The sequence below is a fragment of the Helicobacter suis genome (assembly GCF_902196125.1).
Classification (GTDB): Bacteria; Campylobacterota; Campylobacteria; order Campylobacterales; family Helicobacteraceae; genus Helicobacter; species Helicobacter suis_B.
Genome location: NZ_CABIKG010000005.1, coordinates 64,879 through 81,866, shown reverse-complemented (window position 1 = coordinate 81,866; position 16,988 = coordinate 64,879). Strand labels below are relative to the sequence as shown.

Below are 16,988 nucleotides of genomic sequence, written 5' to 3'. Positions count from 1 at the left end.
ATTTGGGCTTGCTAATGTTGCCCGTAGGAAGAGTGGTTCTCACTCTGTACCCCTATAGTGGGGATTTTACGGAGTTTAAGCTACCAACGCATTCTCTCAGGTCAAATCGCATTAATCTCTGGCTAACTTTTTAGCACTCCCTGCTGTAGGTATAGATGTATGCGGGTGTTGTACCACAAAAGTGGAATAGGTGGCATTTTCAACCCGCTAAAGATAAGTGGGATCTCTGCAGAAAAACGGTTAAAGACGCTTGCTAAATGTTTTGCACTATAACTGGGCTATACTCTTAGAGGAAAAGCTCTAAGCTAGCTTTAAAATCTCTCAATGCTTAAGAGGAGTGTGTTAATATCTGGGCGCTTTATTAGGCTTAAAAGGGCAATGCTTATAAAAGCTCTTGTATCTTTTGAATAGTATTTGTTGTAGAACGCCCCTTTATAAAATCAATTAAAACCACTTGTTCTACTAAATGGCTACCTATAATCTCTTTATCCTTGTAATCTGCGCCTTTAACCAAAATATGAGGCTTAAGGGTTTTAATCAGTTCTAAAGGTGTTTGCTCTTCAAAGATCACCACAAAATCCACACATTCTAAGCTTGCTAAAATAAAAGCGCGATCTTCTTGGTGATAAATAGGGCGCTTATTGCCCTTTAAAGCGGCTACAGAGGAATTACTATTAAGCCCAACAACTAAAACATCGCCTAGTTTTTTAGCCTCTTGCAAATACTGTACATGCCCTCTGTGTAATATATCAAAACAGCCATTAGTGAAAACAACCCGTTTAGTGCTAGAACTTAAGATCGCTTGAAGCGTGTATTTATCTAAAATTTTTTGCCCTTGATGGTGAAGCCGCAAAAATTCTAACACCTCACCATAACTAGAACACGCACTCCCAACCTTACTCACCACCACCGCAGCAGCAGCGTTAGCAAAGTTGCAAGCCTGCATTAAATCTAAGCCCAAAGCTAAACAAAAAGCAAGCGCAGCAATTACGCTATCTCCAGCCCCGCTTACATCATAAACTTCTTTGGCAATGGTAGGGATTTTAACTAGATTGTCTTGATCTAAAAATGCCATGCCCTGCTCACTTAGAGTAATAAGCGGGGTAGTGATGTGGTGGCTGTTTTTAAAAGTAGTTAGAGCATTAAGTAAACTAGCATCATCTGTAATATCTAACCCTGTAGCCATCTGGGCTTCTTTTTTATTAGGGGTTAGTAAAGTGGCATGGGCGTATTTAGAATAATCCTTACCCTTAGGATCGCAAAGAATCATTTTATCCTGCTTTTTAGCGCTTGCAATGAGCTCTTGGCATAGGTTATGATCTAATACGCCTTTTAAATAGTCTGAAAGAACAAGTACATCTGCATTTTGTAAGAAAGTATTGGCTACTTCTAATAAAGAGGTACGCAAATTAGAACTAATGGGCGTACTTTTTTCACGATCTATACGCAAAACTTGTTGTTTACCAACCATCACACGGCTTTTTAAGCAAGTGGGGCGTGTACAATCTATTAAAATCCCATCTACTCCAACGCCTAAATCCTGTAAGATGTTAAATAAACGATCTTTAGCTTCATCAGCGCCTGCTATCCCGCATAAATCTACCTGCGCCCCTAAAGCCACTAAGTTACTCACCACATTAGCCGCCCCGCCTAAACGGTAAGTTTCTTCTATCACCTCTACTACTTGAACAGGGGCTTCAGGGGAGAGCCGCTCACTATTCCCCCAAATATAATGATCAACGATAATATCGCCCACCACCAACACGCGTACAGATTTTTTAGAGTGGTTTAAAAATGCGCTAAGCATTGGCTTTAGCCAGTTTTTTAATGGTGGGCAAGTAGGCTTTAATGCCGCTTACTAGATCGTAATTTGGAGTGTAATCTAGGTCTCTATGAGTGGCCTGAATATCTGCACAGGTGTGGTTTTGGAAAAAAGTATAAGGGTTTTTAATATAGGTGGTTTTAAAATCGCCTAATTCTTGTTGTAAAATTTCTATAATTGTATTGTAGCTATGACTCTTGCCATAACCTACATTATAAACCCCGCTTTTTTCTGCTAGCATAGCTTTTATACTAGCCTGAATCACATCTTCAATATAGACAAAATCGCGTTGTTGTTCTCCAAATTCAAAAAGCTTAACTTCTTTGTTTTGCAAGGCCTGTAAACCTAGTTGTAAAATCATAGAAGCAGTCTTACCTTTATAAAATTCCCCCGGACCATAGACATTAAAATAGCGCAAACCCACAACGGGTATTAAATGTTTAAACTCTAAAGTACTTCTATCCATGCACAGTTTAGAAAAGCCATAAACATTTTCAGGCACTTCGTTTAAACCTACGCGGTTTGGTGCAGCTGTATTGCCATAGACAGCAGCTGAGGAGGCATAAATCACGCGCGCCTCTTTATTCCGTGCAATTTTAAGGAGTTTTAAAAAGGCTTGGTGGTTAGTTTGCATGACTAATTCTTGGTTAAGGCAGGTAGTATCTGAAATAGCGGCTAAATGGAAGAGATAATTAAAATCTATTTCTTCTAATACGCTTAAATCTTGTATGATGTCTGCGGTGATGATCTGCCCTTTAAATCCGATGAGGTTTTTAAAATGTCCCAAACTGCTTAAACTAGGGTCTCTAAATTTGTCTAACACGATAACACGAGCCTTAGGGTGGTGCTTTTGGAAATACATAGCTAAATTACTCCCAATAAAACCCGCTCCTCCCGTAATAACAATGGTTCTGTCTTCTAAGGTGTATGGAATATAGGGCATGTTAATCCTTATTAAGTGGGGTTAAAAAATCTTGTGCTTGTTTTAGGGTTTTTATATTAAAAAACCCTGTGTGTTCCAATTCTTTAGGGGCTTGTAGCCATAAATTAGTACCTATGCCTCCGGTGATTGAAAATTGCATATCGCTATATTTATCCCCTAGCATGATACTTTGTTTTAAATCTAGCCTAAAATCTTGAAGGGCTTGTTCTAACATGCCTAGTTTTGGTTTGCGGCATAAACATTGTTCTTCTGGGGCGTGGGGGCAAAAATAGATGCGATCTAAACTAAAACCCAATGTTTCTTGTAATTTAGTTTGCATATAGTTACTTAAATGATAAAAATCCTGCTTGCTATAATACCCGCGCCCAATCCCTGATTGGTTAGTAACTAGCAAGAGTAAATAACCCTTTTGCTTAGCATGTTTTAAAAGATCAAAAATTCCGGGCATAAATTCAAACTTATTAGGGGTGTAGACATAACCATAATCTACATTAATCACCCCATCGCGATCTAAAAATAAGGCTTTCATACATGCCCCATATGTGTAGTTGTTAGCATTTGCACACCCATATAAATATTATAACCCCCAAACCCTAGCATCATTACAAAAGCAATTTTAAGAAATAACGCCCTCAGTTCAGAGCTTAAAAATTTACCAAAAACTAGCCCAAAGATAAACATGGGAGCAAAGGTAGCCAAACCTAAAAGTAAGAGTACAAAAAATGCGCGTTCTATATTAGGCTGGGTTAAAGCGTTGAGCACAAAATAATAAACCATAGAACAGGGCAATAAGCCGTTTAAAAGACCTAGTATATAAAAGCTAGAGAGTTGCGGGGTGGTTAAAAGATTTTTAAAATGACGCGTTAAAATCAAGCCCTTTCCCATTTTAAGCTTAAACACATAGCCCAAAGCAAGGCCAATTAATAGCCCACCCATTACAATAAAGACGATAGCCTGTAAGTGCATGCGGTTAAGATGCCAAATGCGGCTAGCCAATTCTAAAAACCCTCTAAAACCTACAAAAGCCAATAACCCTACAAGGATATAAGTACTAATACGCCCTAGACTATAAAGTCCATGCCCTAAAATTTGTGATTTTAGGGGGGTGTTTTGTGTAAACTTAGCTTGGCAGTAAGCTAGTACAATCCCTCCACACATGCCCACACAATGCCCCAGAGACATTAAAGAGGCGTTTAAAAAAAGGTAGAAAAATTCCATTTAGATTTTAAATCTTAGAGATAACACTTTGCATGCCCTTAAAAACTAGCAATTCATGGTAAATGCCTTGTGTAAAAAAAGTGGCTAAAAATTTCCCATCGCCCCCAGTAAAATAGGCTTTTTGATCTCTAATGAGGTCTTTAAGTAAAAGCAATATGGATTTAAGCGCACCATAACTTAAAGCTTCTTGGGTACTTTGAGGCAGGGTATCTAAATTGATACGCGCATTGATTGGATAATTTAGCGCTTTAGAAATCTGGCTATAAGCTTTATGATAGGCTTTTAATCCGGGTAATAAAACACCGCCTAAATGTACTCCCTGATTCATCACATCTACACTAATGGCACTTCCGGCATCTATGACTACAGCGCTTGTATTTCCTAACCCTAAACATGCCGCCTTTCTATCTATACCCAAACCCTCATATTTGCTTTTTAAAATAAGCAAGGGGGCTAAATCTTGAGCATGGGGGCAAACTTTTAAAAGGGCTTGTGTGTGGGTGGTGTTAACACTGATATAATAAAGCGTCTCTGTAAAAACAGTTTGTAGTTGCTCTACCTTGCTTTTCCACACCTTAGAACCATTATAAAAATGTAAATAGGTGTTGCCAATATCGCATAAAATCATGGGTGATCATGGCTTAAATCAAGGTAGTAGCGATCATAATAGATTTTATCGGTACTATAAAAACTCATCTTATTGAGTTTTCCGCCCCAATCCTTAGAAGCGCCTTTGAGTCTATAAACGCGGTAATCATCAAAGTGATCTAAATCCACCTCTACTAAATAGCCCCGTTTTTCTAAAGTATAGAGCCTTTTATCTGTAACAACTATGGTAGCAAACATGGCAAAGGGCAGTTTGACAACCCCCATGCTTTGATCATTAAGGGTTTGATCCATCTCTAATATGCGCCCATCAAGAGTGAGTACATAAAGGTGGTGGTTTTTATACAGTACATCTACAATATCTGTATCAAAATTAAATTCTTGTCCTGAGATCACAGAAACTAAACGCTTGCCTGTAGCAGCAAACATGTTTTCTCCATCTACTCTTAAATAAGTTACATTATTAAAGAATTTTTCACTATTTAGCACAATATTGCGTACAATGGTTGGTTCTTTTTGACTCACATCTACCACAAGCAAACGGCCATCTAACATCGGAAAGACCACCACCGTATCTAAAAACACCGGAGCGGCCACTAAAGAATTAATCGCCGGACTAGAAGTACCCTTTTCATTAAAAATTAACTTTTTAGTCGTGATGTCATAAATATTAGCCGAATTATCCGCCATCACCACAGCTAGACTATTGCCTTTAATACTTGCACTTAAAGGATAGGTTTCTAATGGGATAATAATAGAGGGTTTAGCGTTTATAGCGGTACTGACTAATTCAATGTGGTGGCAATGATCATTTAAGATCACATTTTGATCACTCCCCTCAAGATTGCCCACGATCTCAGCCTCAGCTTGTTTATCTGTAAGCGTGGCGTTTTTCTTGCGTTTTTTGACTTTTTTACCATTTTGTTTATGGCTACGCCAACAATCCTGAGCGAGGATATAATAATCTTGGCTTTGGTTAAGAAAAGAGATTTCTTTATCCGTGTGCTTGCTTAATTTTAGCTGGGTTAGACCCTGTAAATCAATCACACCCCCATTATTCAAGATAGCCCCATAGCGGTTAGTAAAAATAATGGGGTCTTTAAGTTGGTATTTAAAGCTAATATCGCCCTTGATCTTAGATTTAGGCGGCTGGAAGTTTTTGCGATCATGACATCCCAAACAAAGCAAGGCTAAAACTACCACAATGAGTAGCCGTAAAGTCCTCATGGATGGCCTTTAGTGGGTTGTTTACCAGTAGCCGGGTAATGTCTCATTAAAGTAGCAATTTGGTATAGATTAGATGTAGGGGGGATCGTGGCTAAGATTTGTTGGATTTGTTTAGCTGCATTGGGTTTATTTTGGAGTAAATAGGCTTTTTGGAGTGTGATAAAATCGCTTAAACCGGGCAAGTTAAGGCTTTGTAGCGTTTTTAAATCCTGCGCATAAGAGGCAGAGTAATAGCTAGCTAGGGATCGAATCAAAGGGCTAGTGGATTGTTTTAAACTCTCTAGGGTTTTTTCATCTTGATTTTTAAGAGCCTTAGCGTAAAGATAAAGATCGTGGAGTTTGGGTGCAAGGGTTTTTAAACGGGCTAATACCGCCACATTTTGTGGGTTTTGTAAAACTTCATTGTAAACAGCGGTGATTTTTTTAATCCGACTCTCCTTTTGCATGTCTAAAAATTTTGTATACCCAAACCACAAAAGTAAAAAAGCTAAAATAGCCCATAACACATATTTATACTGCTTATAAAATCGCTCCAGTTTAAAAGCGCCCTCTAAAAGCTTCTCATCGCTCTTAAATTCCTCTTGAATCTGTTTTAAATCTTGTTTGATTGCCATTAAATCCCGCTACTCCCAAAGCCTTGAGCGCCTCGCTTTGTTTGATCTAATTGCTCTACCTCTTTAAAATCTGCACGCACCACCTGACAAAGCACACCCTGCGCGATGCGATCACCTTGATGAATATGAAAAGGTGTATCAGATAAATTCATCAAAATAATCTGCAATTCGCCCCGGTAATCGCTATCAACCGTGCCCGGAGAATTAAGTACGATAATTTGATGCTTGAGAGCTAAACCGCTGCGCGATCGCACTTGCACTTCATAACCCTCTTCTAAGCCAATAGCTAGACCGGTTTTAACTAACCCCACACTTTTAGGCGCAATTATCAAATCCTCTAAAGCGTGCAAATCAAACCCGCTAGCCCCAACGCTTTGATAAGCCGGTAAATTAGCCTTTGGGTGTAGCTTTTTTAGCAAAAGCTTAACCATAGACAATATCTTTATAGCAAATGTCTAAAATTTCAAACTCGCTTTCACCGGAGGGCAAAAGTACCGTTACCTCATCGCCCTTAGACTTACCCATTAAACTTTTAGCAACAGGCGATCCAAAGGAAATAAGCCCCCGGCTTGGATCGCTCTCCATACTGCCTACAATGGTGTAGCTAAATTCCTTATCATTATTTAAATCCAAAATCCTAACCGTACTCCCAAAACTCACCTTTTGGTGGCTTAAAGTTGAAGGGTCAATCACTTGAGCGTTGGCTAAAATGCGGCTTAAATCATTGATTCGTGCTTCAATAAAAGCTTGTTTTTCCTTAGCCGCGTGGTATTCAGCATTTTCTTTTAAATCGCCATGTTCTCTGGCGCGATCGATTTCTCTAACAATCTCCGGTCTTTCTATTTCTTTAAGCCGTTTTAACTCAGCGCATATTTTTTCATAACCATATGCGCTCATAGGTTCTTTCATTTTTTTACTCCTTGTAGTAAGAGGGGCATTATATAAAAAGCATGGTTAAAGGGCTATTAAAACACCCCAACTAGGTTTTGCATTAATCCTATTCTAAGCCAAAGATACGAATAATAGCCCCGCAAAGTTTAGTTTTTAGATTTAAGTAAAGGCATCACATTAAGACTTTAGATATAAACACTAAGGCGCAATTTCGCACCGCTTGTAAGGGTATTTTATATGCAAAGCGCGCATGGAATATTAGGGATCATAAAATTACCACCCATTTAATCAAGGCAATAAAACCCTATGCTAGGCTTAATGTGCTGATTTATTCTGCCATGTCCTATGAAGTTAATTTAACGCCCTTTATCAAATGGGCAAGGCGGCAAAAAATCAAGCTTTTTGCACCCCTTATGCAAGATCAATTTTGCCTAGCAGTTCCTTACCGTTTGCCTCTGATTAAAAATGCCTATGGGATTTATGAACCCAAATTTAGCCTATTTTATAAAACAAACTTAGATTTAGCGTTGATCCCTATTTTAGGGGCAGATAATCATTTTAAGCGGGTGGGTTTTGGCAAAGGGTTATTTGATCGCCTCTTTGCACGGTTTAAAAAACCACCCTTGAATGTTTTTATCGCTAAAGAGATTCTTGTATCCACCCATATTTTAGGAGAATCCCATGATATAAAGGGGGATTATTGCATCGATCATGAGGGGATTTATCATTACACCTTTAAAAGGAAATTAAATGGAAAGAATTTTTATAAACAGCTTGCTACCTTGCTTACTCACCGGCATTAGTGTTTTTTGGATCACAAAAAGATCGCTGACCTCCAAGCATCGATCTTTAATCAAGCAGGCTAAGGCTAAAGCAGATATGCTTCTTTATCAAGCCCAAGTATTTTATAAAACAAAGGAAGTAGAATCAGAAACACTAGCCTACCAATTAAAACAGCAATATGAAGAACAGATTCAAACCCATAACACTTCTTACCAAATAAAACTCAATGATTTAAAATCTTACGAACAACAACAACAGCAACACTGGAATAGCAAACATAAAAAGCTAGATCAAGACAAAATAGCCCTAGATGATTTAAAAACACAATTACAGGAGGAAAAAAAACTCCAAGATCAAATCTGCCAAGAATATAAAGCACTCAAACAACAAGCCCTAGATACTTTAATGGAACGATCGGGTTATACCCAAGAAGAAGCCCAAAATATGGTTTTGCGTCTATTAGAGGAGGAGTTAATTTTACAAAAGGGGGCTTTAGTACGCCGTTATGAAAAACAAGCCAAGAAAGAGGCCAAAGAGAGGGCTAATTTTATTTTAGCGGAGGCCACTTCCAGATTTGCAAGTGATTTTGCGGTGGAAAATTTAACCAGTGTGCTTTCTTTGCCTAGCGCTGATTTTATCGGCCGTATCATCGGTAAAGATGGAAAAAATATTGAGGCTTTCAAGCGCATTAGCGGGGTAGAAATTATTCCTAATGAGGAATCTAAAATCGTTACTTTAAGCTGTTTTAATCTTTACCGGCGCGAAATTGCCACCCAAACTTTAAAACTTTTAATTGAAGATGGGCGTATCCAACCGGCTCGTATTGAAACTATCTATAAACGGGTGGAGGCTAACATGGAAGAAAATATTTTAAAGCAAGCCGAAGAGATCATTTTAGATTTACAATTAGACTCGATGGATCAAGAACTTAAAACGCTTTTAGGGCGCATGCGTTATCGTACCAGTTATGGGCAAAACGCGCTAACCCACTCTATTGAAGTGGCCATTTTAGCCGATAGCATTGCCGCACAATTAGGAGGCGATGCCAAACTAGCTAGGCGCGCGGGCATTTTACATGATATTGGCAAGGCGCTAACCCAAGAACATGGAGGCGATCATGTAGAATTAGGCGCGGAGGTGTGTTTAAGACATGGCGAACACCCAGTAGTGATTAATGCAATCTATGCCCACCACGATCGCCAAGAGATTAAAAGCATTGAATGTGCGGCGGTGTGTGCAGCCGATGCGCTTTCAGCCGCGCGCCCCGGAGTAAGGCGTAAGGAAGCGGAAAACTTTTTAGCCCGCATGCATGATTTAGAGCGCATCGCTAGCCAAAAAAGCGGTGTAGAAAAGGTCTTTGCAATGGATGCGGGGCGGGAGGTACGCGTAATTGTTTGTCCGGATAAAATTAATGATGCCAAAATCACGCTTTTAGCCCGCGATATTGCTAAAGAAATCCAAGCTAATTTACAGTACCCCGGGGAAGTGGTTGTACATGTGGTTAGAGAAACCCATGCAAAAGCTATTGCTAGATAGTGTTGATAAGAAATATTGTAAATTTAGTGATGATGACTAAAGGGTTAATTTGAGCTTTTGTTGCTTTCTACTTAAAAGGCATTATTTAACCTTTTGTGCTAGCATGGGAGACCCAAACTTTTAAGGAGGATTTAAGCATGGTAGAAAATGCACAAAGAACCCAAAGTCTTAATAATAACCCTAACTTGAGTAAAAAAGATGTACAGGTGGTTGAAAGGATTTTAAGTAAAAACGATCTAAAAGCTTTGGAGATGAAAAAGCGTTACCAAGTTGATGGGTTGTATGTACTTAATTTTATGAGTTCACCCGGAAGTGGTAAAACCACGCTTTTAGAGAATTTGGCAGAATTTGAGGATTTTAAATTTTGTGTTATTGAGGGGGATTTGCAAACTAATAGAGATGCTAATCGTCTATTAAAAAAGAATGTACAAGCCCAGCAAATTACCACCGGCGAGGCCTGCCATTTAGAGGCAAGCATGCTAGAGGGGGCTTATGATATTTTAAAAGAAAAGGGCGCGCTTAGTTCAAGTAATTATTTGATTATTGAAAATGTAGGCAATTTAGTTTGCCCCTCTAGCTACAATTTAGGCGCGGCCATGAATATTGTTTTACTCTCCACACCTGAGGGTGATGATAAAGTCCTTAAATACCCCACCATGTTTTTATGCGCCGATGCGGTGGTGGTGAGTAAAGCTGATTTAATGGAAGTGTTTAATTTTAGACTCTCTCAAGTCCAAGAGGATATGGGCAAACTCAAACCCAATACCCCTATTTTTACACTCAGCAGTAAAGATAAAAATAGTTTAGAGGTCTTTAAAGACTTTCTAGCAGAACAACGGGCTAAAAATTACCAATCTACCCATGTATTCTAATGTGTTTGGCTATCCCTTCTAAAGTCATCGCCCTTAAGGGCAATATAGCTATCTTAGAAACTATGGGTGTGCAAAGAGAAGCTAGTTTAGATCTTATGGAAGAAGAGGTAAAGGTGGGGGATTTTGTGCTTTTGCATATTGGTTTTGTGGTGAGTAAAATTGATACAGCTAATGCGCTTGAATCGCTAGAGCTTTATGCACAAATGGTAGCTAACATGGGCGATGATGCCTAATTTTATAGATGCCTTTAGAGATAAAGATAGCATTTTAGCTTTAATTGCCCAAATCAAAGCACAGGCTAAAAAACTTAAAAACCCGCTTAAAATCATGGAAGTATGCGGGGGGCATACCCATACTTTAATGCGCTATGGGCTTTTATCCTTGCTTAAAGAGACAAATTTAGAATTTGTTCATGGCCCCGGGTGTCCAGTATGTGTGATGCCAAAGCTACGCATCGATCAAGCCATCGCCCTAGCAAACATGCCCCAAACTATTTTAATCACCCTAGCAGATATGATGCGCGTACCGGGCAGTCAAGCAAGCTTGCAACAAGTTAGAGCGCAAGGGCAAGATGTGCGCTTTGTTTACTCTCCCTTGCAGGTTTTAGAAATTGCCAAACAAAACCCGCAAAAAAATATTGTGTATGTAGCTATTGGGTTTGAAACCACAACCCCGATGAGTGCTAGTTTACTTTTGCAGGCTAAAAAGCAAGGCTTAAAAAATCTCTTTGTGCATAATAACCATGTACTTGTGCCTCCCAGCGTAACAGCTGTTTTAGAAAATACCTCTATTAATGCTTTAATCGCTCCCTCCCATGTAAGTGTGATCACAGGGGCTAAGATTTATCAACCCTTATTAAAACGCTTTAATATCCCTATTGTAGTGGCTGGATTTGAACCGGTAGATATGCTAGAGGGTATTTTATGGATAGTTAAACAGGTGCTTAATCAAGAGACCAAATTAGAAATCCAGTATAGCCGTGTGGTGGATATGCAGGGTAATTTAAAAGCACAGCGCCTAATCCAAGAGACCATGCAGGTGCGCTCTAGTTTTGAGTGGCGCGGGCTAGGCCAAATTGCCTTTTCAGCGATGCAGATTAATTCTAATTATGCAAGCTTTGATGCAGAACTTGTTTTTAAAGAGATATTGCCCACTACTTCTAATCAAGATCACAAACATTGTTTATGCGGGCAAATACTAAGAGGCCAAGCCAAACCCATAGATTGTAAACTCTTTAATAAGATTTGCACCCCGGATCACCCAGTGGGCGCGTGCATGGTGAGCTCTGAGGGGGCCTGTGCGGCCTATTTTAGATATCTCAGCTAAGCCCCCTTTTTACCCACAAGTTTTTGATACTTAGGATTTTTAGGGTCCATAGTTACGATACTAAAACTTAGATCGTTAATCTCTGTATGGGATTTGATGTAATCATTAATTTCTTGCAAGCTCAAATGCTTGATGCGATCTAGCATGATTTTTTCATAATCCAAAGGAAGACCTAAATAGAAATCATGAAACTTATTAGTGAGCCTTTTTCCAATCGTTTCATTGGCTAAGGGTTCAGAACCTAGTAAAAATTTCTTAGCCCCGTCTAATTCTTCTTGAGTGATGCCATTTTCTACAAACTCTTTAATCACCTTTCTAACAAGGGCGATACTCTTATCTTGGTGTTCTAACTTGGTTTGTAAATACCCTGTGGTGCAATTAATGATGCGAGAGAGCTGGATTCGCATATAAGCGCTATATGCTAGCCCTTCTTTAACACGGATTGTATCCATTAGACGCGATCCAAACCCACTAGAACCTAGCACAAAACCCATAACCCTAGCCAAAGGCAACTCTTGGGCTAAATTTTTCATGACAAAAGGAGAACCAAAGTAAATATAAGCCTGTTGGCTATCTTTGTAAACTACTTTAGTTTGCGGTTCTTTAGCGGCGCTAAAATAAGGGGTGAAGAAGGGTTTATTAGAAGGCAAAATTTCTAAAATAGGTTTTAAAGATTCTAAGGTCTTATTCACATCTAAATCCCCACCCATCACAATAATAAGCCGCTCAATATCTAAATCATCTTCTAGGCGTTTTTTAACATCTTCTAAAGAGATGGATTTAATGCTTTTGGGTGTACCAATGGCTGGATTAGCCAGAGGCGTATTAGCAAATAGAATTTTATTTAATCCTAACTGGGCTACATAGTCAAAATTACTCTCTCTATTAAGAGCAGCGGCTACCATGCGTTGTTGTACCTTTTCTAAAGCACCGGGGGTAAGATTTGGCGAGAGTAATAAATCATGCAAATAAGTAATGGCCTTATCTTGATATTCTTTTAAAAAACCCAAATCAATGTGCAAAGACTCTAGGCGGATATCTGCGCTTAAAGTGATAGCAAGTTGTTCAAGTTTTTCAGCAAAGGCCACACTGCCTAATTCTTTTGTACCCTCATTTAACAAATTAGCGCTAAGTTTAGAGAGCCCGAATTTATCCTTATCCATGATATTGCCCCCGCCCATAAACATCAATCTAATCGTTCCCATAGGCAATAAATGGTTATCCTCATAGATAACAGGGATTTTAATGCCCTTAACCTCAAAATAGGTAAGCCCCTTGCCAACTTGATCTCTTTTGATCACCTGTGCTTGTGTTTGATTGCTTTTCTCTTGCATGTTTTTTTCCTTCCATATGCCAATTATCATGAGAATCACCACAAATAAGACTAGTAAAACAACATAGCGTACGCTCTTGATTTTTTTAAGCCCTTTAGACATGGTAGTACTTTAAAATTTCATAAGCGGTATTGCGTTTAGCAGCCTTACTCCCAATATCTCCAATGAGATCAACCATCTGCCTTTCATTCAGACAAAAACTTGTACCCGCTGCTTTGACCACATTTTCCTCCATCATCACACTCCCTAAATCATTAGCACCAAAGAGAAGGGCTAATTGCCCGATAAAAGCCCCTTGAGTAACCCAAGAACTTTGGATATTTTTCACATTGTCTAAAAACAAACGGCTACAGGCTAAAAGCCGCAAATAGCGATTAGAACTAGCCTTTTTAATTTGGGGCATTTCTTTTTGTAAAGGGGTAAAATCCGGCTGAAAACTCCATAAAATAAAAGCCCTAAAGCCCCCCGTTTCATCTTGTAAATTGCGTACTCTTTCTAAATGTTCTGCAATATCCTCATCTGTATCCACCGTGCCAAACATCATAGTCGCCGTACTTTTAATCCCTAATTTATGCGCCTCTTTATGTACTTCAATCCAGCGATTAGCGCTTAACTTTTTAGGCGCGATTACTGCTCTAACCCGGTTGCTTAATATCTCAGCCCCAGCCCCCGGAATAGAGCTAAGCCCGGCCTGTTTTAATCGCATAAGCACTTCTTGCAAAGAAAGTTTAGAGACCTTAGCGATGTAGTCAATCTCTACAGCTGAAAAACCATGAATGGTAATGGTGGGGAATTTTTGTGCAATATGAGAGACTAGATTTTCATAATAGTCTATTTTTAATTTAGGGTGTACCCCCCCTTGAAATAAAATTTGTGTACCTCCAATGGCTAAAAGCTCCTCAATCTTTTGATCAATGGTAGCAAAATCTAAAATGTAAGCCTCTAAGTCTTTCAAATCTCTTTTAAACGCACAAAATTTACAATCCACAAAACAAATATTGGTGTAATTGATATTGCGATCTACAATAAAAGTTGTGGTGTTTTCTGGGTGTAATTCTTGCTTTTTGGCTAGGGCCATTTTGCCTAATTCTTTTAGAGGCTTATTTGCTAAAAAATCTAATAATTCTGTACGGCTCAATCGTTGCATCATATTCTCCTAAAAACGCGTTCCCATAGAAAATTCAAAGCGCTGGGTTAAATCGCCCAGATTGGGGTTAAACCATAAACCTTTTTTATCGCTAAATTCATTAAAGAAAGCAATAGGAAAGATTAGCACTAATGGACCCATGGGTGAAATCCATTCAACTTGAATCCCGGTAGAAGCCCGCCAAGTGGCATGTTCAAATCCAGCCCCTACGACTCCATAATCTTTAAACTGCACATCAGTAGAGGGCTGGTTTTGCCAAAAGCCCCCCGTACGGGCAGCGGTTTTAAAGGTCAAAAAGCCCCAGTCAAAAAACCAAGCTAAACGCATTTTGGCCGACTTGAGTAACCCATAGCTTAACTCTACAGAGCCGGTATAAAGCCCATCACCTCCCACCCACATGCCATATGCGGTCTTAGGTGTAATAGAACTATTTCTAAAGCCTCTAATAGTGGTTACGCCCCCTAGATAAAAGACTGAGTTAAGGGGCAAATAATCCTCTTTATTGTAGCGGAAAATATAACCCCCCTGTGTTTTAAAACGGGCAATCAAGTCAATTAAGAGGTATTTTTGTAAATGTTTATAAGCGGCAAATTTACCATAAATTTTAGTGTTGCGCACATTTCCGCCTAAACCATTCCAAGAATTAAGTGGCTCACTTGAGGGCAAACCGGCCATACTGGTGTAGTTAGAAAAGGTAAAGCCATTTTTAGGGAAATAATAATCATCTGTATTATCAAAGTTAGTACTTAGCGTAAAAGAGCTTGTAGTAGGCGTACTGTAATCACGATCCCAAAGCCCGCGTAAAGGTTGGCCATTTATCCCGATAATTGGCTGGCCATCTGGGTATGTGATAATGGTCTTATTACTGCTATAAAACATTTCATACAAGGGGCTACTAAAGCCTAAAATTTTATTTAAACTAAAGTTATAACCCACATTCATGCTAAAGGTATTTGTAAGCATGCGCCCCACACTCAAACTAAATCCCCCCCCTTGTTGGATATAGTTATAACTAATGAGATACTCGGCAAAAAGACTAATAGAGGAACTATAACGGCTATCAAAAACCCGCGGGTTTCTTAAGGTTAAATTCCCAGAGAACATGCGCCCACTCCCGCGAATCCCATAGTGCCTATACCCCCCACCAGTAGAAATATTGGCATATAAACTCATGCTTTGGCCCGTACCAAATAGATTTCTCTCACTCACACTCCCATTAAGCATGAGCCCCCCATAACTCCCATACCCTAGCCCAAATTGGAGTTGTCCGGTGCGCCCTTCTTCTACATTAACTAACAAATCCATCAACTGGCTATTAATACGCCGCTCTTCAATCTTAACCTTAGAGAAATAACCCAAACGGCGTAGGGAGTTTTCAGAACTAGCCACCTTAGAAAGGCTATATCGTTCTTTAGGATTTAACCACACTTCACGGCGAATCACCCGGTCACTCGTGCGTTGGTTACCTGAGATGATAATATCATTGATATAGACTAAATCCCCCGTTTCAATGTGATAAATGATTTTAACAGTGCCATGTTTTTCATCTTTATCTAAATCGGGTTTAACCACCGCAAAAGCATAGCCCTGATCGGCAACCTCGCGTTTAAGAGTCTGGGCATCAGCGCGCATGTGTTCAATGTTAAAAATCCCATTTTTACGGACTTTAACAGACTTTAATAGTTTAGCAATGGGCACTACAGGTTTACTAATTTGAATCTCAACCCCAGAGACGCGGTATTGGATACCCTCTTTAACCTTATAATAAAGCTTGGCTTTATGGGTACTAAAATTGGTGTTTAAAAAGGGAGCGGAGACATTGACATCTAAAAAGCCATTGCGCAAATACACATCTTGGATACGCATAGAATCATACTCCAAGTCATTTAAGTGTAATTTACCCGCATTTAACCCCCACATCCAACCCATAAAATCGCGTTGTTTGTTGGCGCTTAAAGATTCTACAACGCGGGATTTGAGTTGTTTACGCCCCTCATAAGAAGACTTAGTGATGTAAATATTGCTCCCACGATTAACATCAAAGATAATGCGATACGCCCCCCCGCCGGATAGACTCTCTGTGCGCACTTCTACTACGCTTCCATAATAACCTTGTTGTTCTAAAGCCGTTCTTAGGATATATTTAGCATTCTCTAGTTTTGTTTCATCGTAGGTATCGCCCTTTTTAATCCCCATTTGGGTATAAAGGGTGTCTTTTTCTTTTTCTGTACCATAACCCTTAATTTCAATCCCAGCAATGCGTGGCTTTTCTTTAAAATGGAAAACCAAATGCCCTTTATCAAAGGTGGCATAAACATCTTCAAAATAGCCTTGATTATATAGAGCCAAAACAGCATCATCAACTTTTTTCAGATCTAGGGGATCATTTTCTTTAATTTTAACAATTTCACTTGCCAGCATGTCAGACATGTAGGAGAGATCTCTATATTCTATACTGTCAATTCTCTCCTCTGCGTCTAATGGCAGGAAAAACTGGCCAATACAAACCAAAATAACCGTGAAAAACTTTTTGATGTAAACCCTTAAGTATTATTTTTGCTTGTAGTGAGCGCATTATACCAAAAAATAACCTTGAGTAAACAAAAATAAAAAAATATTTACACAATTGCGCCATAAGGCGTTTTTGTGTTATAATGTCCACCACAGAG

17 protein-coding genes are annotated in these 16,988 nt (G+C 39.2%); 5 read left to right on the top strand and 12 right to left on the bottom strand.

Annotated features, from left to right (window positions below; all coding sequences use genetic code 11):
* Positions 1 to 382: 382 nt before the first annotated feature.
* Genes rfaE1 through greA form a run of 9 tightly spaced genes read right to left on the bottom strand, consistent with a single transcriptional unit; the run spans position 383 to position 7,339 of the window.
* Entirely contained in the window at positions 383 to 1,807 is a 1,425-nt protein-coding gene (rfaE1, locus tag G6Q00_RS02835) for a D-glycero-beta-D-manno-heptose-7-phosphate kinase (protein ID WP_163531921.1), read from the bottom strand.
* Positions 1,800 to 2,765, bottom strand: coding sequence for an ADP-glyceromanno-heptose 6-epimerase (gene rfaD / locus G6Q00_RS02830; protein ID WP_163531920.1), 966 nt, complete (start codon positions 2,763 to 2,765; stop codon positions 1,800 to 1,802). Before rfaD ends, rfaE1 begins: the two co-directional genes overlap by 8 nt.
* 1 nt (position 2,766) lies before the next feature.
* Positions 2,767 to 3,294, bottom strand: a complete 528-nt coding sequence (locus G6Q00_RS02825) for a D-glycero-alpha-D-manno-heptose-1,7-bisphosphate 7-phosphatase (protein ID WP_163498601.1) — start codon at positions 3,292 to 3,294, stop codon at positions 2,767 to 2,769.
* Positions 3,291 to 3,983: a sulfite exporter TauE/SafE family protein gene (locus G6Q00_RS02820; protein ID WP_163531919.1), complete on the bottom strand. Its 693-nt coding sequence runs from the start codon at positions 3,981 to 3,983 to the stop codon at positions 3,291 to 3,293. Before G6Q00_RS02820 ends, G6Q00_RS02825 begins: the two co-directional genes overlap by 4 nt.
* A 7-nt stretch (positions 3,984 to 3,990) precedes the next feature.
* Positions 3,991 to 4,611 carry a type III pantothenate kinase gene (locus G6Q00_RS02815; RefSeq protein ID WP_163531918.1) on the bottom strand — a complete coding sequence of 207 codons (621 nt, stop codon included), beginning with the start codon at positions 4,609 to 4,611 and terminating at the stop codon, positions 3,991 to 3,993.
* Positions 4,608 to 5,816, bottom strand: coding sequence for a hypothetical protein (locus tag G6Q00_RS02810; protein ID WP_163531917.1), 1,209 nt, complete (start codon positions 5,814 to 5,816; stop codon positions 4,608 to 4,610). Before G6Q00_RS02810 ends, G6Q00_RS02815 begins: the two co-directional genes overlap by 4 nt.
* A complete protein-coding gene (locus tag G6Q00_RS02805) occupies positions 5,813 to 6,430 on the bottom strand; it encodes a hypothetical protein (protein WP_163531916.1) in 618 nt (205 codons plus the stop codon). The genes G6Q00_RS02810 and G6Q00_RS02805 overlap by 4 nt, the downstream gene beginning before the upstream one ends.
* Positions 6,430 to 6,861, bottom strand: a complete 432-nt coding sequence (gene dut / locus G6Q00_RS02800) for a dUTP diphosphatase (protein WP_163531915.1) — start codon at positions 6,859 to 6,861, stop codon at positions 6,430 to 6,432. The genes G6Q00_RS02805 and dut overlap by 1 nt, the downstream gene beginning before the upstream one ends.
* Positions 6,854 to 7,339 (bottom strand): transcription elongation factor GreA, encoded by a 486-nt coding sequence (gene greA, locus G6Q00_RS02795; protein WP_163498606.1) that lies wholly within the window; start codon positions 7,337 to 7,339, stop codon positions 6,854 to 6,856. The genes dut and greA overlap by 8 nt, the downstream gene beginning before the upstream one ends.
* A 158-nt stretch (positions 7,340 to 7,497) precedes the next feature.
* Between greA and G6Q00_RS02790 the strand changes: the two genes are divergently transcribed.
* The 5 genes from G6Q00_RS02790 (at position 7,498) to hypD (ending at position 11,838) form a co-directional block, all read left to right on the top strand.
* Complete coding sequence (locus tag G6Q00_RS02790; RefSeq protein ID WP_163531948.1) at positions 7,498 to 8,124, top strand: 5-formyltetrahydrofolate cyclo-ligase; 627 nt, start codon at positions 7,498 to 7,500, stop codon at positions 8,122 to 8,124.
* Complete coding sequence (rny, locus tag G6Q00_RS02785) at positions 8,072 to 9,640, top strand: ribonuclease Y (RefSeq protein WP_163531914.1); 1,569 nt, start codon at positions 8,072 to 8,074, stop codon at positions 9,638 to 9,640. The genes G6Q00_RS02790 and rny overlap by 53 nt, the downstream gene beginning before the upstream one ends.
* Positions 9,641 to 9,777: 137 nt before the next feature.
* Positions 9,778 to 10,512, top strand: coding sequence for a hydrogenase nickel incorporation protein HypB (gene hypB, locus G6Q00_RS02780; RefSeq protein ID WP_163531947.1), 735 nt, complete (start codon positions 9,778 to 9,780; stop codon positions 10,510 to 10,512).
* Entirely contained in the window at positions 10,512 to 10,745 is a 234-nt protein-coding gene (locus G6Q00_RS02775; RefSeq protein WP_163498609.1) for a HypC/HybG/HupF family hydrogenase formation chaperone, read from the top strand. The genes hypB and G6Q00_RS02775 overlap by 1 nt, the downstream gene beginning before the upstream one ends.
* Entirely contained in the window at positions 10,738 to 11,838 is a 1,101-nt protein-coding gene (gene hypD / locus G6Q00_RS02770) for a hydrogenase formation protein HypD (protein ID WP_163531913.1), read from the top strand. The genes G6Q00_RS02775 and hypD overlap by 8 nt, the downstream gene beginning before the upstream one ends.
* Here hypD and G6Q00_RS02765 read toward each other — a convergent pair.
* From G6Q00_RS02765 to bamA, 3 genes are all read right to left on the bottom strand, one after another.
* Positions 11,835 to 13,172: a M16 family metallopeptidase gene (locus G6Q00_RS02765; RefSeq protein ID WP_275896761.1), complete on the bottom strand. Its 1,338-nt coding sequence runs from the start codon at positions 13,170 to 13,172 to the stop codon at positions 11,835 to 11,837. The two genes, hypD and G6Q00_RS02765, sit on opposite strands and share 4 nt — an antisense overlap.
* Before the next feature lie 94 nt (positions 13,173 to 13,266).
* Complete coding sequence (locus G6Q00_RS02760; protein WP_163531912.1) at positions 13,267 to 14,319, bottom strand: dehypoxanthine futalosine cyclase; 1,053 nt, start codon at positions 14,317 to 14,319, stop codon at positions 13,267 to 13,269.
* A gap of 9 nt (positions 14,320 to 14,328) precedes the next feature.
* The gene (bamA, locus tag G6Q00_RS02755; RefSeq protein WP_163531945.1) at positions 14,329 to 16,806 is read right to left on the bottom strand and encodes an outer membrane protein assembly factor BamA; all 2,478 of its coding nucleotides are present in this window, start codon (positions 16,804 to 16,806) and stop codon (positions 14,329 to 14,331) included.
* Positions 16,807 to 16,988 lie beyond the last annotated feature (182 nt).